Consider the following 19,905-nt stretch of genomic DNA (forward strand, 5'->3'; position numbering starts at 1 on the left):
ACAACCCTCGGCCCTACGTCTGGACCAAGACCGCCGACCAGATCCTCGACTCCATCGCCCGCTACTGCACCCGCATTAACAACTCAGGACACTAGTTCAGGTGCAGCAGTTCGTCCGCGTTGCCGTGGGCAATCCTGGTTCGGTCCATTTCGGACAGATGTGAGTCGGCCAGGAAGGACACCGCGCCTTCGTTGCCGATCAGATGGCCTCAGGCACGCGACAGCGCGACGCCAGACCCACCCACCTCACCCATCCCCCCACCTCACCCATCCACCTCGCCTCACCCATCCACCTCGCCTCACCCCAGAAGCATTGCGCACGATTAAAGAGTGCGCTACGCTTTGCCCCAAGCAACCACCCACCGAGGGAGGCACCACAATGCCCAGCCGCGACGCCACCACCCACTGGGAAGGCGGACTTCAGGACGGCAAGGGGACCGTCACGTTCGACTCCTCGAACGCGGGGCAGTTCGACGTCTCCTTCCCCACCCGCACGGGGAACCCGGACGGTCAGACCTCGCCCGAGGAGCTGATCGCCGCGGCGCACAGCTCCTGCCTGGCGATGAACCTCTCCGGCGTCCTCGGCGCGGCCGGTCTCACCGCCGAAGGCCTTGACGTCAGCGCCGAAGTGACGCTGGGCCCGGACCCGGCCGGCGGCTTCGCCATCACCAGCATCGCCGTCACGGTGAACGCCAAGATCCCGGGCCTCGACCCGGAGAAGTTCGCCGAGCTGGCGAAGACGGCCAAGGACACGTGCCCGGTCAGCAAGGCACTGACCGGCACCACGATCACGCTGGACGCGTCGCTGGTGTGAGGGCAAACGCTTGCCACAACCGGGCGTAGTGGTCGCTGTCGGCGAGCAGCTGCTCATGCGTGCCGACGGCGACCACACGGCCGGCGTCCATCACCACGATCCGGTCGGCGCCGCGAGCGGTCTGCAAGCGGTGCGCGACGAGGATGGTGGTGCGGTCCTCGGCCAGCGTGGACATCGCGGCCGAGACCACGGATTCCGTTGCCAGGTCGAGGTTCGCGGTGGCCTCGTCCAACAGCAACAGCACCGGATCGACGAGTTGGGCACGGGCCAGGCACAGCAGCTGGCGCTGCCCGGCCGACAACGACCCGCCCCGTTCGCCGATCTCATGCAGGTAACCCCCGGGCAGCCGGGCCACGAACTCGTGCGCCCCGATGGCCCGCGCCGCCGCCTCCACCTCCGCATCGGTGGCATCCGGCCGGCCGTAGGCGATGTTGTCCCGGATCGTGCCGGGGAACAGGAACGCCTCCTGCGGCACATAGCCCAGCTGCCGCCGAAACTCGGACGGATCCAGCGCACGCAGATCAAACCCGTCCACGCTCACGGATCCCTTGTCCGGGTCGTAGAACCGGGCCAGCATCTTGACCACAGTGGACTTTCCGGCCCCGGTCTCGCCGATCAAGGCGACCGTTTCCCCCGGCTCCACCACGAGATCCACGCCCCGCAGCACATCGCTGTCCACACCCGGATACCGGAACCACACATCCGACAACACGATCCGACCACGCAACCGCCCCGGATGGGCCGGCTCCGTAGCAGTCGGCGTGAGATCCGGCTCGGCCAGCAGGTCGTTGATCCGGGTCATCGACACCCGCGCCTGCTGCCAGTCGTCGAACACGCCGGACAGCTGCTGGACGGGGGCGAAGAACAACCCGAGGTACAGCACGAACGCGATCAGCTCGCCGGGCGTCAACTCGTTGCGGGCAATGAGGAAGTATCCCGCGCCGAGCACCAGCGCCGCGCCCAGGTCGGACAGGAACTCCAGGAACGGGAAGTAGGCGGAGATCAGCCGCTGCGACTTCATCCGGGCGTCCAGGTAGCCGCGGGTGAGCCGCTTGAACTCCGTGTGCCGACGCCCCTGCTGCCCGAACGCCTGCGATTCCCGCACCCCGGCCAGGGTTTCCTGGAGTCCGGCGTTGACGTCGGAGATCTTCTCCCGCGCCTGCACGTAGCTGCTCTTGGACTTGCGGCGGAACACCGTGGTGGCCAACACGAACGGGATGAGGATCAACGCGGCGACGCCGGTCAGCTCCAGGTTCATCACGCCCATCGCCACCAGCACGCCGGTGAACGTCAGCACGCTGGCCGCGGCCTGGAGCAAACCGTTCTGCAGCAACGAGGAGAACGAGTCGGTGTCGGTGGTCATGCGGGTCATGACCTGGCCGATCATCTCCCGGTCGTAGAACGAGACCGGTAGCTTCAGCAGCCGCTTGAACACGCGGACCTTCAACGCCATCAGCAGGCGCTCGCCGGTGCGGCCGTTAACCAAGGTCATCGCCACCGACACGCCCAGATCGCCCAGGACCACGGCGAGGAACAGCAAGGCCGACAACACCAACGCGCCCGACGAGCCGTTGAGCACGCCGTTGTCGATGCCCTCACGGGAGAAGTACGGGCCGGCGGCCGTCGCGACGGCGTCCAGCAGCACGAGGAACAGTCCGAGACCGAGGGCCGTGCGGTGCCGCCACACGAAGTGACGGAAGGAGAAGTGCGGGCCGTCGTCGCCTACGGTGTCGACCTCGGCGCGATCACGGGCCGGAGGCAACAACGCAATACCCGCCGCCATCTCGGCCGGCGTCTCCATGATCGCCAGCTGCTTCCGTTTGCCATCGGAGGCCTGCCACGCCTCCTCGGTGACGCCCTGGGCGTCCTCGACCACCTCGACGTCGATGTCCTCGTCGGCACCGGCCAGCAGCCGCCGGTACAGCGCACTGGACGCCATCAGTTCGTCGTGACTGCCGTGCGCCACAACGCGTCCCTTGTCCACCACGACGATCCGGCCGGCCAACCGCAGGGTGGAGCGGCGGTGGGCGATGAGCAGCGTGGTTCGGTCGACCATCACGCGGCGCAGGGTGGCGTGAATGCCCTCCTCGATCCGGGCGTCCACGGCGCTGGTCGCGTCGTCCAGGACCAGGATCCTGGGATCGGTCAGCAGGGCGCGGGCCAGCGCGATCCGTTGCCGCTGACCGCCGGACAACGTCAGGCCCCGCTCGCCGACCTGTGTGTCGTAACCTTGTGGCAGAGCCATGATGAACTCGTGCGCCTCGGCCGACCGGGCCGCCGCCTCGATCTCCAGGTCGGTGGCGTCCGGGCGGCCATAACCTATGTTGGCCCGAACCGTCTCGGAGAACAGGAAGCTCTCCTCGAACACCATGCCGACCTGGCTGCGCAGGGAATCCACTGTCACGTCACGGATATCGACGTCGTCGATCTTGACGCTGCCGCCCTGCACGTCGTGGAACCGGGCCAGCAGCATGGCCACAGTGGACTTCCCGGAGCCGGAGGTCCCCACCAGGGCAACCGTTTCGCCGGGCTGAACGTGCAGGCTGAACCCGTCGAGCACAGGTTCCGAGCTGAGATAGCCGAACCTGGCGTCCGTGATGGCGATGTCGCCCTGTACCGGAGGCAAGGGAGAGGCGCCCGGCTTGTCGGTCACGGCCGGGACCGAGTCCAGCAGGTCGAAGATCCGCCGCGCGGAGATGCCGGCCCGCTGGGTGGCGCTGATCATCGCCGCGAACATCTGCGCCGGCCCGATCACCTGCGACAGGTAGGTGGCGAAGGCCAGGAAGGTGCCGACGGTGATGTTGCCGTGCAGGGCCAGCCAGCCGCCCAACGCCAACAACAACACCTGACCGACGGCCGGGATGGCCTGGAGCAGCGGCTGGTACTTGGCGATCAGCCGCACCGACCGGATGCGGGCCCCGAACAGCTTCTGGCTGGCCTCGACGAACCGGTCCAGCTCGTGGTCCTCCTGGCCGAACGCCTTGACCACGCGGATGCCGGACACGGTCTGGGTGACCGTCTGCGTCACCTCGGCGCCGCGTTGCTGACTGTCCCAAGTGGCCGGTCGCACCTGCCGCCGCATCCGGTAGACGACGATCACCAGCGCCGGCACCACGAGCGCGCTGATCAGCGCCAGCAGCGGCGACAGCACGATCATGACCACCAGCGACACCACGATCAGCAGCACGTTGCTGCTCAGCGACGGCAGGTAGGACAGCACCCGGACCATCACGCCGGCGTCGGTGGAGATGCGGGACACCAGCTGGCCGGTCGGCATCGCCTGGTGGCTGCCGATGTCCAGGCGCTGCAACTGTTCGTGCACCGCGTTGCGGATCTGGTACTGGACCTCCAGCACCACCTTGGCCGCCCGGTAGCGGCGGATCCGGGACGCGGCGAAGGTCAGCACGCCGACCGCGACCAACGCGCCGAGCCACGGCAGCAGCGCCGATTTGTGGGTGAGGATGACGTCGTCGACGATGTGCCGCTCCAGCAGCGGCGTGACCGCGGCCAGCCCGGCGCCGGCGAGCGCGGCCGTGAACGTCATGACCATGCTGCGGCGCTGGATCTTCAGGAACGGCAGCAGGCGGCGGATCCAGTTGTCAGTCATCGGCCAGCCGATCCATCAGCTCGGCCGCGTCGGCCAGCAGCTGACGTTCGGACGGCGTGAGGTGGATGTCCATCGCCTTGGCCAGCCAGCGCTCACGGGCCTGCATGTCTTCGGACAGCGCGGTCAGGCCCTTCTCGGTGATGCCGATGACCGCCTGCCGCCGGTCCAGCTCGTCGGGCCGCCGCAGGATCAGGCCGTCCGCCTCCAGCGCGGCCAGGGTCCGGGTCAGCGACTGCGGCTGGACCCGTTCCAGGTCGGCGAGGTCGCCCGCGGACATCCGGCCGTTGCGCCAGAGCTGGGCCAGCACGCTGATCTTGGTCGGGGCCAGCGCGTCCGCCGGCCGTTCCGCGCGCAGCCGGCGGGACAGCCGGACCACACTGGACCGGATCCGGCGGACGTTCTCGTCACGGGGCACATTAGTACGCTACTACTTACTATGACGTCGGTGCGACCGGTTTGGCCGCACGGAACTTGAACGTGCCGTCCCGCAGCGTGACCTCGACGTCGGAGAACCCGGCCCGGCGCAGCCGTTCCGGCAACTCCTCCGGGTCCACGACGTTCATCGTGTCGCCGATGTGCAGCAGCCGGAACCGGAAGCTCAGCCGGCTGTCGCTGCCCGCGAACACCCCGCCCGGCTCCAACACCCGGAACGCCTCGGCGAAGATGCCGTCCTGCATCGCCCTGGTCGGCACGTGGTGCAGCATCGTGAAGCAGACGACCGAGCTGAAGTCGTTGTCCGGCAACGACATCCGGCTGCCGTCGCCGTGCAGGACCGTCGCCCTGCCGGCGAACTCCCGCTGCAGGTCGAGCGCGGAGCGCTCGTCCACCTCCACCGCGGTGACATCGGGCGCCATGTCCACCAGAACCCGCGTGGTGGCCCCGTATCCCGGCCCGATCTCCAGCAGCTTCGCGCCGAGGTCGACGTCCCGCAGCGACCACGGCAGCTTCTGCTCGCGGACCTGCCGGGCCCAGTCCTCCGACGAACAGATCCTTCGGTGCACACGATTCATCGGCATGTCCTCGACGGTAGAACCCTTGTGCGTTGTCCGCTACCGCGTAGGGTGACAGGTGATGTCGCGAAACGGTCAGGCCCTGATGGTGCTCAGCGTGACCATGCCCAAGGGGGAGTGGTTCGACTGGCACCTGCACCCTGAGCACCAGTTCGCGTGGGCGGCCGAGGGCATGCTCACCGTGCAGATCGGGGACGGCACCTACGTCCTGCCGCCCAGCCGCGCCCTGTGGATCCCCGCCGGGACCCTGCACCGCACCGGCGCGGCCAGCACTTCCTCCATGCACAGCGTGTACTTCGGCGGGCGGCAGTGGGGCGAACCCACAGTGGTCGCTGTCGGGCCTCTGCTGTCCGAGCTCATTCGCTACCTCGCCGACCTCACCCTGGACACGGCTCCCCGCCGCCGCGCCGAGGCCGTGTTGCGGGACCTGCTCGTGCCGGTCCCGGTCTCGACCATCCACGTGCCTACGGTGTCTTCTCGGCTGGCGCGCATCGCCCAGACCCTCACCGACGACCCGGCCGACGACCGTGACCTCGCCGCTTGGGGCCGCCTCGTCGGCGCCTCGGCCCGTACCTTGGCGCGGGCGTTCGTCGCCGAGACCGGCATGACCTTCGGCGCCTGGCGCACCCAGGTCCGCCTCCTCGCCGCCCTGCCGCTGCTCGCCGCCGGCATGCCCGTCGCCACCGCCGCCCGCCGCGTCGGCTACGCCACGCCCAGCGCCTTCGTCGCCGCCTTCCGACGCGTCACCGGCACCACCCCCGGCGCCTACTTCAGCTGAGCGGACTGAGTGTGTGAAGGGACCATTCCTACACTCCGAGTGGAGGAAAGCCCCCTTCCAAACTTGATTTGGAGTCAGAGTAGGGGGTGGGGGAGTTGGAGTTGGTCGTGGGTGATGAGCCAGCGGAGGGACTCCAGCACGGCCGCCTCTGGTTCGTAGCGAGGGGCGTAGCCGAGGAGGCGGGTGGCCTTCTCGATGGAGCACACCTGGCTGCGGAACAGGTGGCCCCAGCTGACGTCGGCGTGCTCGGGGTCGGTCGAGCGGCGGAATTCCTCCCAGGACACGAAGTCAAGGGTGGCGGCCTGCCCGAACCAGCCGGCGGCGATCTCGGCGTAGCCGCGGACGTTCAACGACGTGGGCGCGACCACGTTGAAGTCCTCGCCGGCGGCCGCGTCGCGGTGCGAGATCGCCAGCTCGAAGGCCTGGGCGACATCGTCGGCGTGCACGTGGTGCATGTGCTCGGCTCCGATTCCCGGCACCGCCAAGGGTTTCCCGGCGGACAGGGTGTGCCAGACGGCGGGGTCGAAGTTGCCGAGCGGCCCGACCGGATGCCAGCCGGGACCGACGATGTGGCCCGGGTGCAGGGAGGTCGTGGCGAGGTCGGTCTCCGCCTTCAGCATGCGGGCGATGCGGTCCTTGGCGATGCCGTAGTCGCCGAACGGCGGCGTGCCGGCGTCCTCGGTGATCGGCAGCTTGTGGCTCGGGCCGTACCGCCAGATCGAACCGCAGTGCAGCAGGTGGCCGACTTCGCCGCGGAGCCGGTCGACCAGCGCGGTCGCCGATTCCAGGGTGTAGCAGATCAGATCTACGACGACATCGGGCCGTAGCCCCACGACCCGATCGCCGAAGTCCTCCTGCTGCCGGTCGGCGACAACCGCGCGCACCTGCTGCCATTCCGGCGCGTCGACGTACGCGGTGCTGGCGCCACGGCTGATGTTGACGACCTCGTGGCCGGCGCGGACCAGCCGGGGCACGAGAAAGGTGCCGATGTGGCCACTGCCGCCGATGACGACGATCTTCACGGTGCTCCGATCACGTGAGGAGGCGGGACAGTTCCGAGGTCAGCAGGTCGAGGCCCATGGGACCGAGGTCGAGGGCTGTGCTGTGGAAGGTGCGCAGGTCGAAACGCGAGCCCTGGCGGGCCTTGGCGTCGGCGCGGGCGGCCAGCCAGACGCGCTCGCCGACCTTGTACGAGATGGCCTGGCCGGGGTAGCCGAGGTAGCGGTCGACCTCGAAGCGGGCGAACTCGGCGCTGCCCATGGAGCCGGAGCGGGCCAGCACGAACTCGAAGGCCAGCTCGGGCGTCCACACCGAGCCGTCATGGAAGCCGGCCCCGGCGGGGATGGGCAGTTCGAGGTGCAGACCGATGTCGACGACGACACGCGCGGCGCGAAGCTGCTGCCCGCCGGCGAACATGCCCATGCGGTGCGCGGGCAGCTCGTAGTAGCCGAGCTCGTCCATGAGCCGCTCGGCGTAGAGGCCCCACCCCTCGCTGTGCCCGGAGTGCAGCTCGGCGCTGAGGCGCTGGAACCGGTTGAGGGAACGGGTGTTGAGGACGTTGAGCCCCAGCTGGAGATGGTGCCCGGGCGCGCCCTCGTGGTACATCACGGACGGCACGGCCCAGGTGGACGGCTCGTCCACAGTGGTGGAGTACCACACGGTGCCGGGACGGGCGAGGTCCTCGGTCGGGGCGAGGTAGTAGATGCCGGTGTTGGAGGCGGGCACCCGGCATTCCAGGCGCCGCAACGGTTCCGGGATGTCGAAGTGGGTGCCGTCGAGGTCGGCGATGGCCTTGTCGGCCAGCTCCTGGATCCACACCCGGAACTGCTCGGCCCCGGCCACCCGGTGCGCGGGATCGGCGTCCAGCGCGGCGAGCACGGCGGCCAGCGGCTCGCCGGGCAGGATCTCACCGCCGACGGCGCGCATCTGCGCCTCCAGCCGGGCCAGCTCCTGCCAGCCCCACTCGTACGTCTCCAAAAGATCTACCTCGCTGCCGAGGAAGTTCCGTGCCTCCAGGGCATAGCGCTCGCGGCCGACGGCGTCACGGGTCGGCGCGGCGGGGGCGAGGGTCTCGGTCAGGTAGGCCGCGAAGTCCATCAGGGCGGTCCCGGCCCGCTCGGTCTCGGCCCGGTAGGCCGACGGCAGCGTGCCGAGATAGTCGGCGAACTCCTTGCTCTGCCGGGCGCAGTTGACGACCTGGCGCACGGCCGACACGCGCCCCTGCTGCCGGCCCCGTTCCAGTGACACCCGCAGCCCGGAAAGCGCTTCCGGGATGCCGGCCAGCCGCGACCGCATGTCCGCCACCACGGTGCGGTCGCCCTGGTCCAGCAGCTCGACGGCCTGTCGCAGCCGCTGCGGCGGGCTGTCCACGGAGTTCAGCTCGGCGTCGACGTAACCGGCCACGGACCGGGCCAGCTCGATCTCCAGCCGGTCCCGCAGCACCGCCGCGGCCCGCCGCTCGGTGTCCGAGTTGACGGGCGTGGCGGCCAGTTCGGCGAGGGTGCGTTCGGCCAGCTCGTGCCGGGCGGCGAAGCCGTCGGGGCCGTAATCCGTCAGCTCGCCGTCGTGTCCGGCGATCCCCATCATGGCCGCGTGGCACGGATCGGTCGCGGCCAGCTGGCCCACGTACCGGTCGGACAGCGCATCGACGTCGCTCACCGGAGCGAGCATAGGTGCTCGGCGGCGCGAAGGTGGCTAATTGCCGTTTGCCACCAGCTGTTGGGCAATGGTTTTTGCCGAGTTGCTCGGGATGGCGAAGCCGATGCCGATGCTGCCCTTGGACGGCGAGTAGATCGCCGTGTTGATGCCGATGACCTGGCCCTGGGCGTTGAACAGCGCGCCGCCGGAGTTGCCGGGGTTGATGGGCGCGTCGGTCTGGATCATGCCCTTGTAGCTGGTCGAGGCGGACTGCGACTGCGAGTACGGGTTCTGGTCCTGCTCGCCGGCGGTGATGTTCCGGTTGAGCGCGCTGACCACGCCGGAGGTGACGGTGCCCTGCAGGCCCTCGGGCGAGCCGATGGCCACCACCTGGTCGCCCACCTTCACCTGCGAGGAGTCGCCGAACACGGCCGTCTTCAGGCCGCTGACGCCCTGCACCTTGACCACCGCGAGGTCGGTCGACGGGTCGGCGCCGACCACGGTCGCCGAGTGCTTGCTGCCGTCGTTGAAGGTGACGGTGAACTGGCCGCCGCCGGCGATGACGTGGTTGTTGGTCAGCACCAGGCCGTCGGAGCTGATGACGACGCCGGAGCCGAGGCCCTGTGAGTTGGCGATCTGCACGACCACGGGCAGTCCGTTGGCCGCCACCGTGCTCACGTTGGTGGCTGTGTTGTTGGAGGCGGTGGTGCCGGTGGTGCTGCCGCTCACCGAACTGACCACAGTGGACGGTGAGGCGGTGGCGGTGGTGATCCACGCGCCGGTCCCGCCGCCGACCACCGCCGCCAGCACCGCCGCGCCGACCAGCACGGCGGTTCCCTTGCGGGCCTTGCGTGGCGGCTCGGGCGGGGGCGGCATGAACAGCGGGTTCTGGAAGCCGGTCGGCGGCGTCGGCGTGTCGTCGGTGAGGACGGCGGCGGCGGGCTCAGGGGTGCGGGGCGTCTCGGTCATGCCTTAACTGTGGGGCCGCCACATATGAGGAACCTGAGGCGAAGGCGTGCTGAACCCAAGAGTTTTCTGGCGTTATCTGGGGGACAGGCCGGCCTTGCGGTAGATCTCGTCGATCACGGTCATGTTCCGGACCGAATCGGACGGTGGCGTGAGCACGGGCCTGCCGCGCAGCACCGCGTCGCAGAAGGCATCCAGCTGATAGCTGTAGGACGGCCGCTTGGACAGCCGCTCCACACGCTTGGCGTTGGCCGTGCGCACGGTGAGCCGGTGATAGGCCTGCGGCATCACGAAGTTGAAGATGTCGATCCGGCCCTTGTCGCCGACCGCGGAGGCGGCGATCTTGAGAAGGTCGGCCGACCACAGGGAGGCCGTGACGGAACCGGTGTGACCGCCCGGGAACACCAGGGCAGCCGTCATCGCCCGGTCCACCTCGGGCTTGTGCAGTTTGGCCTGTGCCGACACGACTTCCGGCTCGCCGCCGCCCAGCAGCCGCGTCATGTGCAGCGCGTAGCAGCCGGCGTCCATCATCGCGCCGCCCGCGAGATCGCGGTTGTAGCGGATGTCGGAGAACTTCGGCAGCGGGAAACACAGGGCCGCGTGAACGTGCTTGAGCGTGCCGATCTCGCCGCTGGCCAGGATTTCCGCGACCCGGTTGGCCAGCGGGTGGTAGCGGTAGTGGAACGCCTCCATCACGACGAGGCCGCTGGCGTCCGCCGCTTCGGCGACGGTGGCGGCCTCGGTGGCGTTGCTGGTGAACGGCTTCTCGCACAGGACGTGTTTGCCGGCGGCGAGTGCCGCGAGCGTCCACTCGGCGTGCAGCGCGTTGGGCAGCGGGTTGTAGACGGCGTCGGTGCCCGGGTCGGCCAGCAGCTCATCGTAGCTGCCGTGCACCTTGGGAATGCCGTGCTTGCCCGCGTACGCGGCGGCGCGGTTCCGGTCCCGCGCCGCCACCGCGACGACCTCGGCCTCGGTGTTGTCCCGCGCCGGCGCGATCAGGGCGGTCGGCGCGATGCGCGCCGCGCCGAGCACCCCGATGCGGACTGTGTTCGTGCTCATCCGACGATGATGCCACCCGCTAGTAAACAGGTGTAACTAGCCCTGCTGGGTGCCGCCCTGCTGGTTCTGGCCACGGTCGCCGCGGGGCCCGCCGAAGCCGCCCTGGGGGCCGCCGAACTGGCCGTTGTACGGCCGGTGCACGCCCGGCCCGAAGCCGCCGCCGTGGTGGGCGGCGCCGATGAGGCCGCCGATGCCGCCGCCCACGATCAGGCCGACGACCAGCGCGGCGACGACCTGCGTGACGCGGTGGCGGGCGAAGTTGGCGAACTTGCCGGGCGGCCGCTGGACGTAGATCACCTGCGGCTGGGGGGCTCCGGGCGGGATCGCTCCGGGGTGAGGCGCCGCTCCCGGCTGGGGCGGCGCGTAGGACGCCTGCGGCTGTTCCGCCGCGAAGGCCTGCGTTTCGGGCTCCTCGGGGGCCGGCTGGGGTTGTGCCTCGGCGGTGGCCGGCTCCGGGGCCTGCTGGGCGTCGGGGCCGGCCACGGGCCGCTGGTGCTGCTCGGTCGGCTGCTCGTCTGGGGTCTTCGGCTCGGACATCTGGCCTGCTCCTGGGTCAATTCGGGCTGCTGAACACCAGACTGTGCGAACGGGCTGTGCTCCCGCTGAGCGGAAGCTGTCGAAGTCGTAGCGAAACCATGACGTGACACGCACGGTTCCCACACAGGACACGGGCAGTGTCGTTCTCATGGGGTCGATCTCATGAGGTTGCTGGCCGCGGCGGGGTGTGTGTTCGGGTTCCTGCTCGCCTACGTGGTTTTTGTGGTGTCCCCGGCCGGCCGCCGGCTGGAGGACGCCACGCTGCCGACCCCCACCGACGGCGGTCCGATCGCGGCGATGAGCCCGCAGCTGATCGGGCTGGGCATCATCGCGGTGCTGGCGATCGGCGCCACGCGGCGCCGCTGGAAGCAGACCGGCGCCGCGGCCGTGCTGATGGCCGGTGCGATCGCGTCGGCGCAGCTGCTGAAGGTGTCGCTGCTGTTCCGCGACGGCCCCATCGCCAACAGCTTCCCCGGCGGCCACGTCACGGCGTGCGCGGCGATCGTGCTGGCGCTGCTGTTGGTGCTGCCGCTGGAGGTGCGGCCGATCGCCCTGGTCGCCGGGGCGGTGCTGACGGCCTATGTCGCCGCCACGACCACGGAGCTGGGCTGGCACCGGCTCAGCGACACGATCGGGGCACTGGCGCTGTGCGGGACCTTCGCGGTGCTGCTCTCGGACGTGCGGCCGGTGTGGTGGGCGACGCTGATGGCGACCTGCGCGCCGGCCGCCGCCGTGCTGGCCGGATATGGGGTGGTCAGCCTGACCAGCGTCACCGACCTGGTGATCGTCGCCACGGGAGCGATCACCGCCGGCGTCGTGGCGGCCGTCGCGCTGCCGCTGTGCGCCCAGCCGAGGGCTACGGCGAACGCCCCGGTGTCCGCTGGATACGATGAGGGGCCGACCAGGCCGTTATCCCGTGTGAAGGAGTCATCGTGTCGCAGCCGCGTCCCTCAGGCCCAGGAGCAGCACCCCGTGTGACGGTGCCGGCCGGGACGACGGCGGGCACGGCGGTCCGCGAGGCGGGCCTGCCGGGCAAGGGCGCCGACGCGATCGTCGTGGTCCGGGACGCCGACGGCAAGCTGCGTGACCTGTCCTGGACGCCGGAGGCCGACGTCGAGGTGGAGGCCGTCGCCGCCGACACCGAGGACGGCCGCAGCGTGATCCGGCACTCCGCCGCGCACGTGCTGGCCCAGGCCGTGCAGCAGGCCTTCCCGGAGGCCAAGCTGGGCATCGGCCCGCCCATCAAGGACGGCTTCTACTACGACTTCCAGGTGGACAAGCCGTTCACCCCCGAGGACCTGGCCGACCTCGAGAAGCGCATGAAGCAGATCATCAAGGGCTCCCAGCGGTTCTCCCGCCGCGTGGTCGAGTCCGTCGACGCCGCCAAGGACGAGCTCAAGGCCGAGCCGTTCAAGCTGGAGCTCGTCGACATCAAGTCCGACGTCGACACCACCGAGGTCATGGAGGTCGGCGCGGGCGAGCTGACCATCTACGACAACCTCGACCCGCGCAGCGGCGACCGGGTGTGGGGCGACCTGTGCCGCGGCCCGCACGTGCCCACCACCAAGCACATCCCGGCGTTCAAGCTGACCCGCTCGGCCGCCGCCTACTGGCGCGGCAGCGAGAAGAACCCGCAGCTCCAGCGCGTGTACGGCACGGCATGGGAGTCGCAGGAGGCCCTGGACCAGCACCTTGAGCTGCTGGCCGAGGCCGAGCGCCGCGACCACCGCCGCCTGGGCACCGAGCTCGACCTGTTCAGCTTCCCCGACGAGATCGGCTCCGGCCTGGCCGTCTTCCACCCGCGCGGCGGCATCGTGCGCCGGGCCATGGAGGACTACTCGCGCCGCCGGCACGAGGAAGAGGGCTACGAGTTCGTCTACTCGCCCCACATCACCAAGGGCGCGCTGTTCGAGACCTCCGGCCACCTCGACTGGTACCGCGACGGCATGTACCCGGCGATGCACCTCGACGCCGAGTACGCCGAGGACGGCACGCTGCGCAAGCCCGGCCAGGACTACTACCTCAAGCCGATGAACTGCCCGTTCCACGACCTGATCTTCCGGTCGCGCGGGCGCTCCTACCGCGAGCTGCCGCTGCGCATGTTCGAGTTCGGCACGGTCTACCGGTACGAGAAGTCCGGCGTGATCCACGGCCTGACCCGGGTGCGCGGCATGACGCAGGACGACGCGCACATCTTCTGCACCCCGGAGCAGGTGCAGGAGGAGCTGAAGTCGCTGCTCGGCTTCGTGCTGGGCCTGCTGCGCGACTACGGCCTCGACGACTTCTACCTGGAGCTGTCGACCCGCAACGACGAGAAGTACGTGGGCTCCGACGAGGTGTGGGAGCAGGCCACCGCGGCGCTGCGCGAGGCGGCCGAGGACTCCGGCCTCCAGCTGGTGCCGGACCCGGGCGGCGCCGCCTTCTACGGCCCGAAGATCTCCGTGCAGGCCAAGGACGCGCTGGGCCGCACCTGGCAGATGTCCACCATCCAGCTGGACTTCAACCTGCCGGAGCGGTTCGAGCTGGAGTACACCTCCAGCGACGGCAGCCGGCAGCGTCCGGTCATGATCCACCGCGCCCTGTTCGGCTCCATCGAGCGCTTCTTCGGCGTGCTGACCGAGCACTACGCGGGCGCGTTCCCGGCCTGGCTGGCCCCGGTGCAGGCGGTGGGCATCCCCATCGCCGACGAGCACGTCGAGCACCTGATGCAGGTCACCAAGGCGCTGCGGGCCAGGGGCGTGCGGGTCGAGGTGGACGCCTCCGACGACCGCATGCAGAAGAAGATCCGCAACCACACGTTGCAGAAGGTGCCGTTCATGCTGGTCGCCGGCCAGAAGGACGTGGAGGGCGGCGCGGTGTCGTTCCGCTTCCGCGACGGCAGCCAGGTCAACGGCGTGTCGGTGGAGCAGGCGGTGGAGTCGATCGTGAACTGGATCGAGCGCCGCGAGAACGCCTCGCCCAGCGCGGAGACCTTCGCGGTGGCCACCGCGTGACCTCGCCGGACCGGGTCGAGCAGCACGGTGTGGGGGTCCCGGACGCGTTGCAGCGGCTGTGGACCCCGCACCGGATGGCCTACATCCGGGGCGAGAACAAGCCCGAGGGCGACGAGCCGGCGGGCTGCCCGTTCTGCTCCATCGTCAACCTGCCCGACGAGCAGGCACTGATCCTGGCCCGTGGGCAGCTGGTGTACGCGGTGCTGAACCTGTACCCGTACAACGCGGGGCATCTGATGGTGGTCCCGTACCGGCACGTCGCCGACTACACGGACCTGAACGCGGCCGAGACCGTGGAGCTGGGGGAGTACACCCAGACCGCGATGCGCGTGGTGCGCGGCGTCTCGGCCCCGCACGGCTTCAACATCGGCATGAACCAGGGCGCCATCGCCGGCGCCGGCATCGCCGCCCACCTGCACCAGCACGTGGTGCCGCGCTGGGGCGGCGACGCCAACTTCATGCCCGTCATCGGCCAGACCCGCACCATCCCCCAGCTCCTGGGCGAAACCTGGGACCTCCTCAGCAAGGCCTGGCCCCGCTAAAACCCCGGCGAGTTAAAACCCCGGTGAGTCCCGCTCAGCGTCACACCGAACTCGTGAAACCGTTTCACGCTTTCGGTATGACGCTAGGCGGGACTCGCCGGGGTCGGGGTGGGGGTCAGGCCTGGAGCTGGGCCTCGACGTCGAGCTCGATCTTGATCTTGTCGCTGACCACGGCGGACGGGATGCCGCCGCCCACGCCGAAGTCGGAGCGCTTGATCTCGGTGCTGGCCGACACGCCCAGGACCTTGCTGTTCGGGCCGTCGCCGAAGCCGCCCAGCTCGCCGGTCAGGGTCACGGCCTTGGTCACGCCGTGCAGCGTCAGGTCGCCGTCGATCTCGACGTCCTCGCCGTCGATGCGCACCGCGCTCGACGTGAAGGTCAGGTGCTCGTGCTCCTCGACGTGCAGGAAGTCGGCCGAGCGGACGTGGCCGTCGCGCTGCTCGTTCTTGGTGTCGACGCTGTCGGCCACGATCTGGGCGGTCACCGAGGACGTGCTCGGGTCCTCGCCGGTAACGATCGTGCCGCTGATGGTGTTGAAACGACCGCGAACCTTGGACACGCCGAGGTGGCGGACGATGAAGGCGACCTCCGAGTGCACCGGGTCGATATTCCACGTGCCGGCGACGTATCCGGGGATCTGGGTTGCCGCAGTCATCTTTCGGTCCTCCATGAGCCTTGGTTGAACTCTCAACTGAACCTTAGCACTGAGGTTGAGAGTTCAACAACAGGTATGATGTGACTCATGAGCGAGCCGCGGTGGTTGTCCGATTCCGAGCAGTGGGTGTGGCGGGCGTACCAGTCCGCGACCAAGCTGGTCAACGAGCGTCTGGACCGCCAACTGCAGCGCGACTCCGGCATGCCGACCACCTACTACGAGATCCTCGTCGCACTCTCCGAGTCACCCGATCGTGAGCTGCGGATGAGCGAGCTGGCCGAGTTCACCAAATCCTCCCGCAGCCGTCTGTCGCACGCGATCGCCCGCCTGGAGGAGAACGGCTGGGTCGTCCGCCGCTCCTGTGCCACCGACAAACGTGGTGCGTTCGCCGTGCTCACCGAGGACGGCATGGCCGCGGTCGAGGCCGCCGCGCCCGGGCATGTGGGCGAGGTGCGCAGCGTCCTGTTCGACGGGCTCTCCGAGGAGCAGGTGCGGCAGCTCGGCCTGATTTCCGAGGCGATCACCGCGCAGGCCAGCAAGGGATGCCCCGCGAACCCGTGTGACGAGTGAGACGCCGGGGTGTCGGTGGCCGCTGTCCCACGTCCGCTGGTTAGGCTGGTCCCACCCGGTCCTGTAGTGCAGGTAGGTGCCTCCGCCGCCCCATGCTGAACATCTTCGCTCGCGCCTCCGTCTCACGCGTCACCGATCCTGTCGGGACGTGGCTGCAGCGGCGCGGTGTCACGCCCAATGCCGTCACGCTCGTCGGCACCGCGGGCACCGTGCTCGGGGCGCTCTGGTTCCTGCCACGCGGTGAGCTGTTCGCCGGCACGCTCGTGATCACCTTCTTCGTGCTGTTCGACCTGCTGGACGGGGCCGTCGCCCGGGCCAGCGGGGCCGGCACCCGGTTCGGCGCGGTGCTCGACGCCAGCTGCGACCGGATCGCCGACGGCGCGCTGCTCGGCGCCATCGCCTGGTGGTGCCTGGCCGGAGCCGGCGACCGCTCCGGCGGCGCCGCGGCGCTGATCGCGCTGGTCGGGGCGCAGGTCATCTCGTACATCAAGGCCCGCGCCGAGGCCACCGGCCTGACGGCCGACGGCGGCCTGGTCGAACGGGCCGAGCGCATGATCCTGGCCCTGGTCGGCACCGGCCTGACCGGTCTCGGCGTCCCCTACGCCCTGGACGTGGCGCTGTGGGTGCTGGCGGGGCTGGCGGTGATCACCGTCGCGCAGCGGATGATCGCCGTGCACCGGTCGGCCAAGGAGCAGACCGGGTGAAGGGTCTGCTCGTCACGGCCGCCTACCGGGCCGGCTGGGCCTTCGCGCGGCTCGCGCCCGAGCAGGTCGCCGTCGGCGTCTTCCAGTGGGGCGCGGACTTCGCCACCCGGCGCAACGGGGCCGGGGTCGCGCAGTTACGCCGGAACCTGGCCCGCGTGGTGCCCCGGGCCGGGGCCGCGGAGTTGGACGAGCTCGTCGCGCGGGCGATGCGGTCCTACGCCCGGTACTGGTACGAGACGTTCCGGCTGCGGCCCGGCGACGTCGAGGCCGTGCACCAGGCGGTCGAGCGGACCGCCACCGGCCAGGAGAACCTGCACGCCGCGTGCGCCGAGGGCAACGGCGTGATCCTGGCACTGCCGCACTGCGGCAGCTGGGACCTGGCCGGCGTCTGGCTGCTGGGGCACAGCCGGCAGGTCAGCGTGGTCGTGCAGCGGCTGCGGCCCGAATCCCTGTTCCGCAGCTTCACCCGGGCCCGTGAGCGGCTCGGCTTCGACGTCGTGCCGTCGGCCGGCGGCGAGACCCGGCCCACCGAGCACTTGGCGCAGCGGCTGCGGGCCGGCGGGGTCGTGTGCCTGTTCGCCGACCGCGACCTCACCGCCAGCGGCGTGCCCGTGTCGTTCTTCAACGGCACCACTCGCATGCCGGCCGGCCCCGCCTACCTGGCCGCCACCACTGGCGCGGCGCTGCTGCCGGTCGGCACCTGGTTCACCGAGACCGGGTGGGGGATGCGGGTGCACCCGCCGGTCAAGGTCAACGGCGTGGACGGCATTCCGGCTGCCACCCAGGCGCTGGCCGACGTGTTCGCCGCCGACATCGCCGCGCATCCCGAGGACTGGCACATGCTCCAGCGGCTGTGGCTCACCGAGGACCTCTCCGAGTGAGGATCGGCCTGGTCTGCCCGTATTCGCTCGCCGTGCCGGGCGGGGTCCAGGCCCACGTCACCGGATTGGCCGCCGCGCTGCGCGGGCTGGGGCACGAGGTGTCGGTGCTGGCCCCTTCCGGGCGGGCGATGCCCATTCCCTTCAACGGTTCCGTGGCGCGGCTGGCTTTCGGGCCCGGCGCCTACGTGCGGGTGCGGCGCTGGCTCCGTGAGGGCGATTTCGACCTCCTGCACCTGCACGAGCCCATCGCGCCGAGCCTGTCCTTCCTGGCGTTGACGCTGGCTCGGGGCCCGGTCGTCGCCACCTTTCACACGTCGTTCGACCGGTCGTGGATCCTGTTGGCAGCGCGGGGAGTGCTCCGGCCGCAGCTGGAGAAGGTCACCGCCCGGATCGCCGTGTCCGAGCCGGCCCGGCGGGTGCAGGTCGAGCACCTCGGCGGCGACGCCGTCGAGATCCCCAACGGGGTCGACGTCCGGTTCTTCGCCGATGCCTTGCCGCTGCCCGATTTTCCCCGTGCTGGCGGCGCCATCGGCTTCGTCGGCCGCTTCGACGAGCCCCGCAAGGGCATGTCCGTGCTGGTGGAAGCCGTACGGCTGCTGGATCGTCCCGATCTGCGGCTGGTGGTCGCCGGCCGCGGCAACGCCGACGCCCTGCGCGCCGCCTGCCCGCAGGCTGTTGTGCTCGGCGAGGTCTCGGACGCCACCAAGGCCGCCCTGTTCCGTTCCGTCGATGTTGTGTGCGCGCCCAACACCGGCGGCGAGAGCTTCGGCATCGTGCTCGCCGAGGCCATGAGCGCCGGGGCTCCCATCGTGGCTTCGGATCTCGAAGCCTTCCGCCGCGTCCTCGGCCCCGCCGCCCTGTTCGCCCCGCCCGGCGACCCCATGGCGTTGGCCGCCGCTCTGGCTTCGATGCTCGACGATCCCGTGCGCCGCAGGGAATTCGGTTCCGCCGGCTCCGCGCGCGCCCTAACCTTCGACTGGTCCGTGGTCGCCGACCAGGTCCTCCGCGTCTACGAGGCCGCCACGTCGGCCAGCCCTGCCCCCGCACGAATGTAGGTGTCCGGATGCCGCGCCACTGCAACGATCCGGGGCCTCGACCTCAACCAGCCCGGCGTGGTCCGAGCCCTGTTCGACACCGCCTTCGCCAATGCCACCTCGGGTCAGTACCAGCCGTACAGAGGTAATGTCGGCTCGTGATCTACGAGGTGGTGGCGGCGGGGCTGGCGGTGCTCCTCATCCTCGGCGCCAGGATGGTTCGGCTCACCAGTCGCCTGGACCGGCTGCACATTCGCACCGACGCGGCGTGGGCGGCGTTGGATGCGGCGTTGGCGCGGCGGGCGTTGCTGGCCCGGCTGGCGAGCTCGAAGGCCACGGAGGCGACGGAATCGGCCGAGGGGGCGTCGAGGCCGGACCGGGAGGCCGCCGAGAACGAGGTCAGCCGGTTGCTGGGTGAGCTGGACCGGACGTCGCTGCCGGGGGAGATCGCCACCGAGCTGGCCGATGCCGAGCACCGCCTGGTGTTGGCGCGCCGGGTGCACAACGACGCCGTGCGGGACACGCTGTCCTTGCGCCGCAAGCGATCGGTGCGCTGGCTGCGGCTGGCCGGCACCGCGCCGCTGCCCAGCTACTTCGAGATCGCCGAGCCCGTGGCGCCCGAGAGCGGCGAGCAGGCGCTGGTTCCTCGGGCGTCGGCCCGCATCCTGCTGGTGGACGACCGTGACCGGGTTCTGCTGTTCCGCGGGGGAAATCCGCCGCCGAACAACGCCGAGCAGTGGTGGTTCACGCCCGGCGGCGGCATCGAGAAGGGCGAGGCGCTGACCGAGGCCGCGGTTCGCGAGCTGGCCGAGGAGACCGGAATCCGTTGCTCCGAAACGGATCTCACCGGCCCCGTCTGGCTGCGCCGGGTGACCTTCTGCTTCGACGGCCGCTGGCACCTCGGCGAGGAGTGGTTCTTTCTCCTGCGCACCAAGGCGAATGCCATCGACACCTCGGGGTTCACGCAGCTGGAGAACGACACCGTCACCGACCATCGCTGGTGGACCACCAAGGAGCTGGCCGACTCCGACGAGCTGATCTACCCGCCGCTGCTCGGCCCGCTGCTGGAGGATCTCCTTGCCACGCAATGGGACGGAGTAGTGCGGCCGGTCCGCTGAC

The 19,905-nt window shown here is 70.1% G+C and carries 19 protein-coding genes; 10 read left to right on the forward strand and 9 right to left on the reverse strand.

Features of this window, described 5'->3' with window-relative positions:
* The first annotated feature begins 378 nt into the window (after positions 1 to 378).
* A complete protein-coding gene (locus AB0M73_RS45370) occupies positions 379 to 813 on the forward strand; it encodes an OsmC family protein (RefSeq protein WP_043716669.1) in 435 nt (144 codons plus the stop codon).
* On the opposite strand, the gene AB0M73_RS45375 is transcribed toward AB0M73_RS45370, so the two are convergent.
* From AB0M73_RS45375 to AB0M73_RS45385, 3 genes are read right to left on the reverse strand one after another with little or no spacing between them, the layout of a single operon-like run.
* Positions 788 to 4,420, reverse strand: coding sequence for an ABC transporter ATP-binding protein (locus AB0M73_RS45375; RefSeq protein WP_363905705.1), 3,633 nt, complete (start codon positions 4,418 to 4,420; stop codon positions 788 to 790). The two genes, AB0M73_RS45370 and AB0M73_RS45375, sit on opposite strands and share 26 nt — an antisense overlap.
* Positions 4,413 to 4,835: a MarR family transcriptional regulator gene (locus tag AB0M73_RS45380; protein ID WP_043716668.1), complete on the reverse strand. Its 423-nt coding sequence runs from the start codon at positions 4,833 to 4,835 to the stop codon at positions 4,413 to 4,415. The genes AB0M73_RS45375 and AB0M73_RS45380 overlap by 8 nt, the downstream gene beginning before the upstream one ends.
* Positions 4,836 to 4,854: 19 nt before the next feature.
* Positions 4,855 to 5,436 carry a class I SAM-dependent methyltransferase gene (locus AB0M73_RS45385; RefSeq protein WP_363905707.1) on the reverse strand — a complete coding sequence of 194 codons (582 nt, stop codon included), beginning with the start codon at positions 5,434 to 5,436 and terminating at the stop codon, positions 4,855 to 4,857.
* A 55-nt stretch (positions 5,437 to 5,491) separates the two neighbouring features.
* Here AB0M73_RS45385 and AB0M73_RS45390 point away from each other — a divergent pair, with 55 nt between their 5' ends.
* Positions 5,492 to 6,208 carry a helix-turn-helix transcriptional regulator gene (locus AB0M73_RS45390; protein ID WP_043716665.1) on the forward strand — a complete coding sequence of 239 codons (717 nt, stop codon included), beginning with the start codon at positions 5,492 to 5,494 and terminating at the stop codon, positions 6,206 to 6,208.
* Between the two features lie 74 nt (positions 6,209 to 6,282).
* Here the strand turns inward: AB0M73_RS45390 and AB0M73_RS45395 are convergent, their stop codons facing one another.
* From AB0M73_RS45395 to AB0M73_RS45415, 5 genes are all read right to left on the reverse strand, one after another.
* Positions 6,283 to 7,230: an NAD(P)-dependent oxidoreductase gene (locus AB0M73_RS45395; RefSeq protein ID WP_363905709.1), complete on the reverse strand. Its 948-nt coding sequence runs from the start codon at positions 7,228 to 7,230 to the stop codon at positions 6,283 to 6,285.
* A gap of 10 nt (positions 7,231 to 7,240) precedes the next feature.
* Entirely contained in the window at positions 7,241 to 8,866 is a 1,626-nt protein-coding gene (locus AB0M73_RS45400; protein ID WP_363905710.1) for a DUF885 domain-containing protein, read from the reverse strand.
* A gap of 36 nt (positions 8,867 to 8,902) precedes the next feature.
* On the reverse strand, positions 8,903 to 9,814 hold the full coding sequence (locus tag AB0M73_RS45405) for a trypsin-like peptidase domain-containing protein (RefSeq protein ID WP_363905712.1): 912 nt from the start codon (positions 9,812 to 9,814) through the stop codon (positions 8,903 to 8,905).
* Between the two features lie 72 nt (positions 9,815 to 9,886).
* Entirely contained in the window at positions 9,887 to 10,870 is a 984-nt protein-coding gene (locus AB0M73_RS45410; protein ID WP_363905713.1) for a Gfo/Idh/MocA family oxidoreductase, read from the reverse strand.
* A gap of 36 nt (positions 10,871 to 10,906) precedes the next feature.
* Positions 10,907 to 11,407: a hypothetical protein gene (locus AB0M73_RS45415; RefSeq protein ID WP_363905715.1), complete on the reverse strand. Its 501-nt coding sequence runs from the start codon at positions 11,405 to 11,407 to the stop codon at positions 10,907 to 10,909.
* A gap of 162 nt (positions 11,408 to 11,569) precedes the next feature.
* On the opposite strand from AB0M73_RS45415, the gene AB0M73_RS45420 reads away from it, so the two are divergent.
* The 3 genes from AB0M73_RS45420 to AB0M73_RS45430 are packed head-to-tail and all read left to right on the forward strand — an operon-like array spanning position 11,570 to position 14,942.
* On the forward strand, positions 11,570 to 12,385 hold the full coding sequence (locus tag AB0M73_RS45420; RefSeq protein WP_363905717.1) for a phosphatase PAP2 family protein: 816 nt from the start codon (positions 11,570 to 11,572) through the stop codon (positions 12,383 to 12,385).
* A complete protein-coding gene (gene thrS, locus AB0M73_RS45425; protein ID WP_363905719.1) occupies positions 12,382 to 14,400 on the forward strand; it encodes a threonine--tRNA ligase in 2,019 nt (672 codons plus the stop codon). Before AB0M73_RS45420 ends, thrS begins: the two co-directional genes overlap by 4 nt.
* The gene (locus tag AB0M73_RS45430; protein ID WP_043716656.1) at positions 14,397 to 14,942 is read left to right on the forward strand and encodes an HIT domain-containing protein; all 546 of its coding nucleotides are present in this window, start codon (positions 14,397 to 14,399) and stop codon (positions 14,940 to 14,942) included. The genes thrS and AB0M73_RS45430 overlap by 4 nt, the downstream gene beginning before the upstream one ends.
* 115 nt (positions 14,943 to 15,057) lie before the next feature.
* Here the strand turns inward: AB0M73_RS45430 and AB0M73_RS45435 are convergent, their stop codons facing one another.
* A complete protein-coding gene (locus AB0M73_RS45435) occupies positions 15,058 to 15,597 on the reverse strand; it encodes a YceI family protein (protein WP_043728936.1) in 540 nt (179 codons plus the stop codon).
* Between the two features lie 87 nt (positions 15,598 to 15,684).
* On the opposite strand from AB0M73_RS45435, the gene AB0M73_RS45440 reads away from it, so the two are divergent.
* The 5 genes from AB0M73_RS45440 to AB0M73_RS45460 all read left to right on the forward strand — a co-directional run bounded on the left by AB0M73_RS45440 (position 15,685) and on the right by AB0M73_RS45460 (position 19,904).
* A complete protein-coding gene (locus AB0M73_RS45440; RefSeq protein ID WP_363905722.1) occupies positions 15,685 to 16,167 on the forward strand; it encodes a MarR family transcriptional regulator in 483 nt (160 codons plus the stop codon).
* Positions 16,168 to 16,259: 92 nt separating this feature from the next.
* On the forward strand, positions 16,260 to 16,871 hold the full coding sequence (gene pgsA, locus AB0M73_RS45445) for a phosphatidylinositol phosphate synthase (protein WP_363905724.1): 612 nt from the start codon (positions 16,260 to 16,262) through the stop codon (positions 16,869 to 16,871).
* Positions 16,868 to 17,752, forward strand: a complete 885-nt coding sequence (locus tag AB0M73_RS45450) for a phosphatidylinositol mannoside acyltransferase (protein WP_363905726.1) — start codon at positions 16,868 to 16,870, stop codon at positions 17,750 to 17,752. Before pgsA ends, AB0M73_RS45450 begins: the two co-directional genes overlap by 4 nt.
* Entirely contained in the window at positions 17,749 to 18,807 is a 1,059-nt protein-coding gene (locus AB0M73_RS45455) for a glycosyltransferase family 4 protein (RefSeq protein ID WP_363905728.1), read from the forward strand. The genes AB0M73_RS45450 and AB0M73_RS45455 overlap by 4 nt, the downstream gene beginning before the upstream one ends.
* A 137-nt stretch (positions 18,808 to 18,944) precedes the next feature.
* Positions 18,945 to 19,904, forward strand: a complete 960-nt coding sequence (locus tag AB0M73_RS45460; protein WP_363905730.1) for an NUDIX domain-containing protein — start codon at positions 18,945 to 18,947, stop codon at positions 19,902 to 19,904.
* The last annotated feature ends 1 nt before the right edge of the window (position 19,905 follow it).

The organism is Kutzneria sp. NPDC051319 (genome assembly GCF_040682195.1).
Lineage (GTDB): Bacteria > Actinomycetota > Actinomycetes > Mycobacteriales > Pseudonocardiaceae > Kutzneria.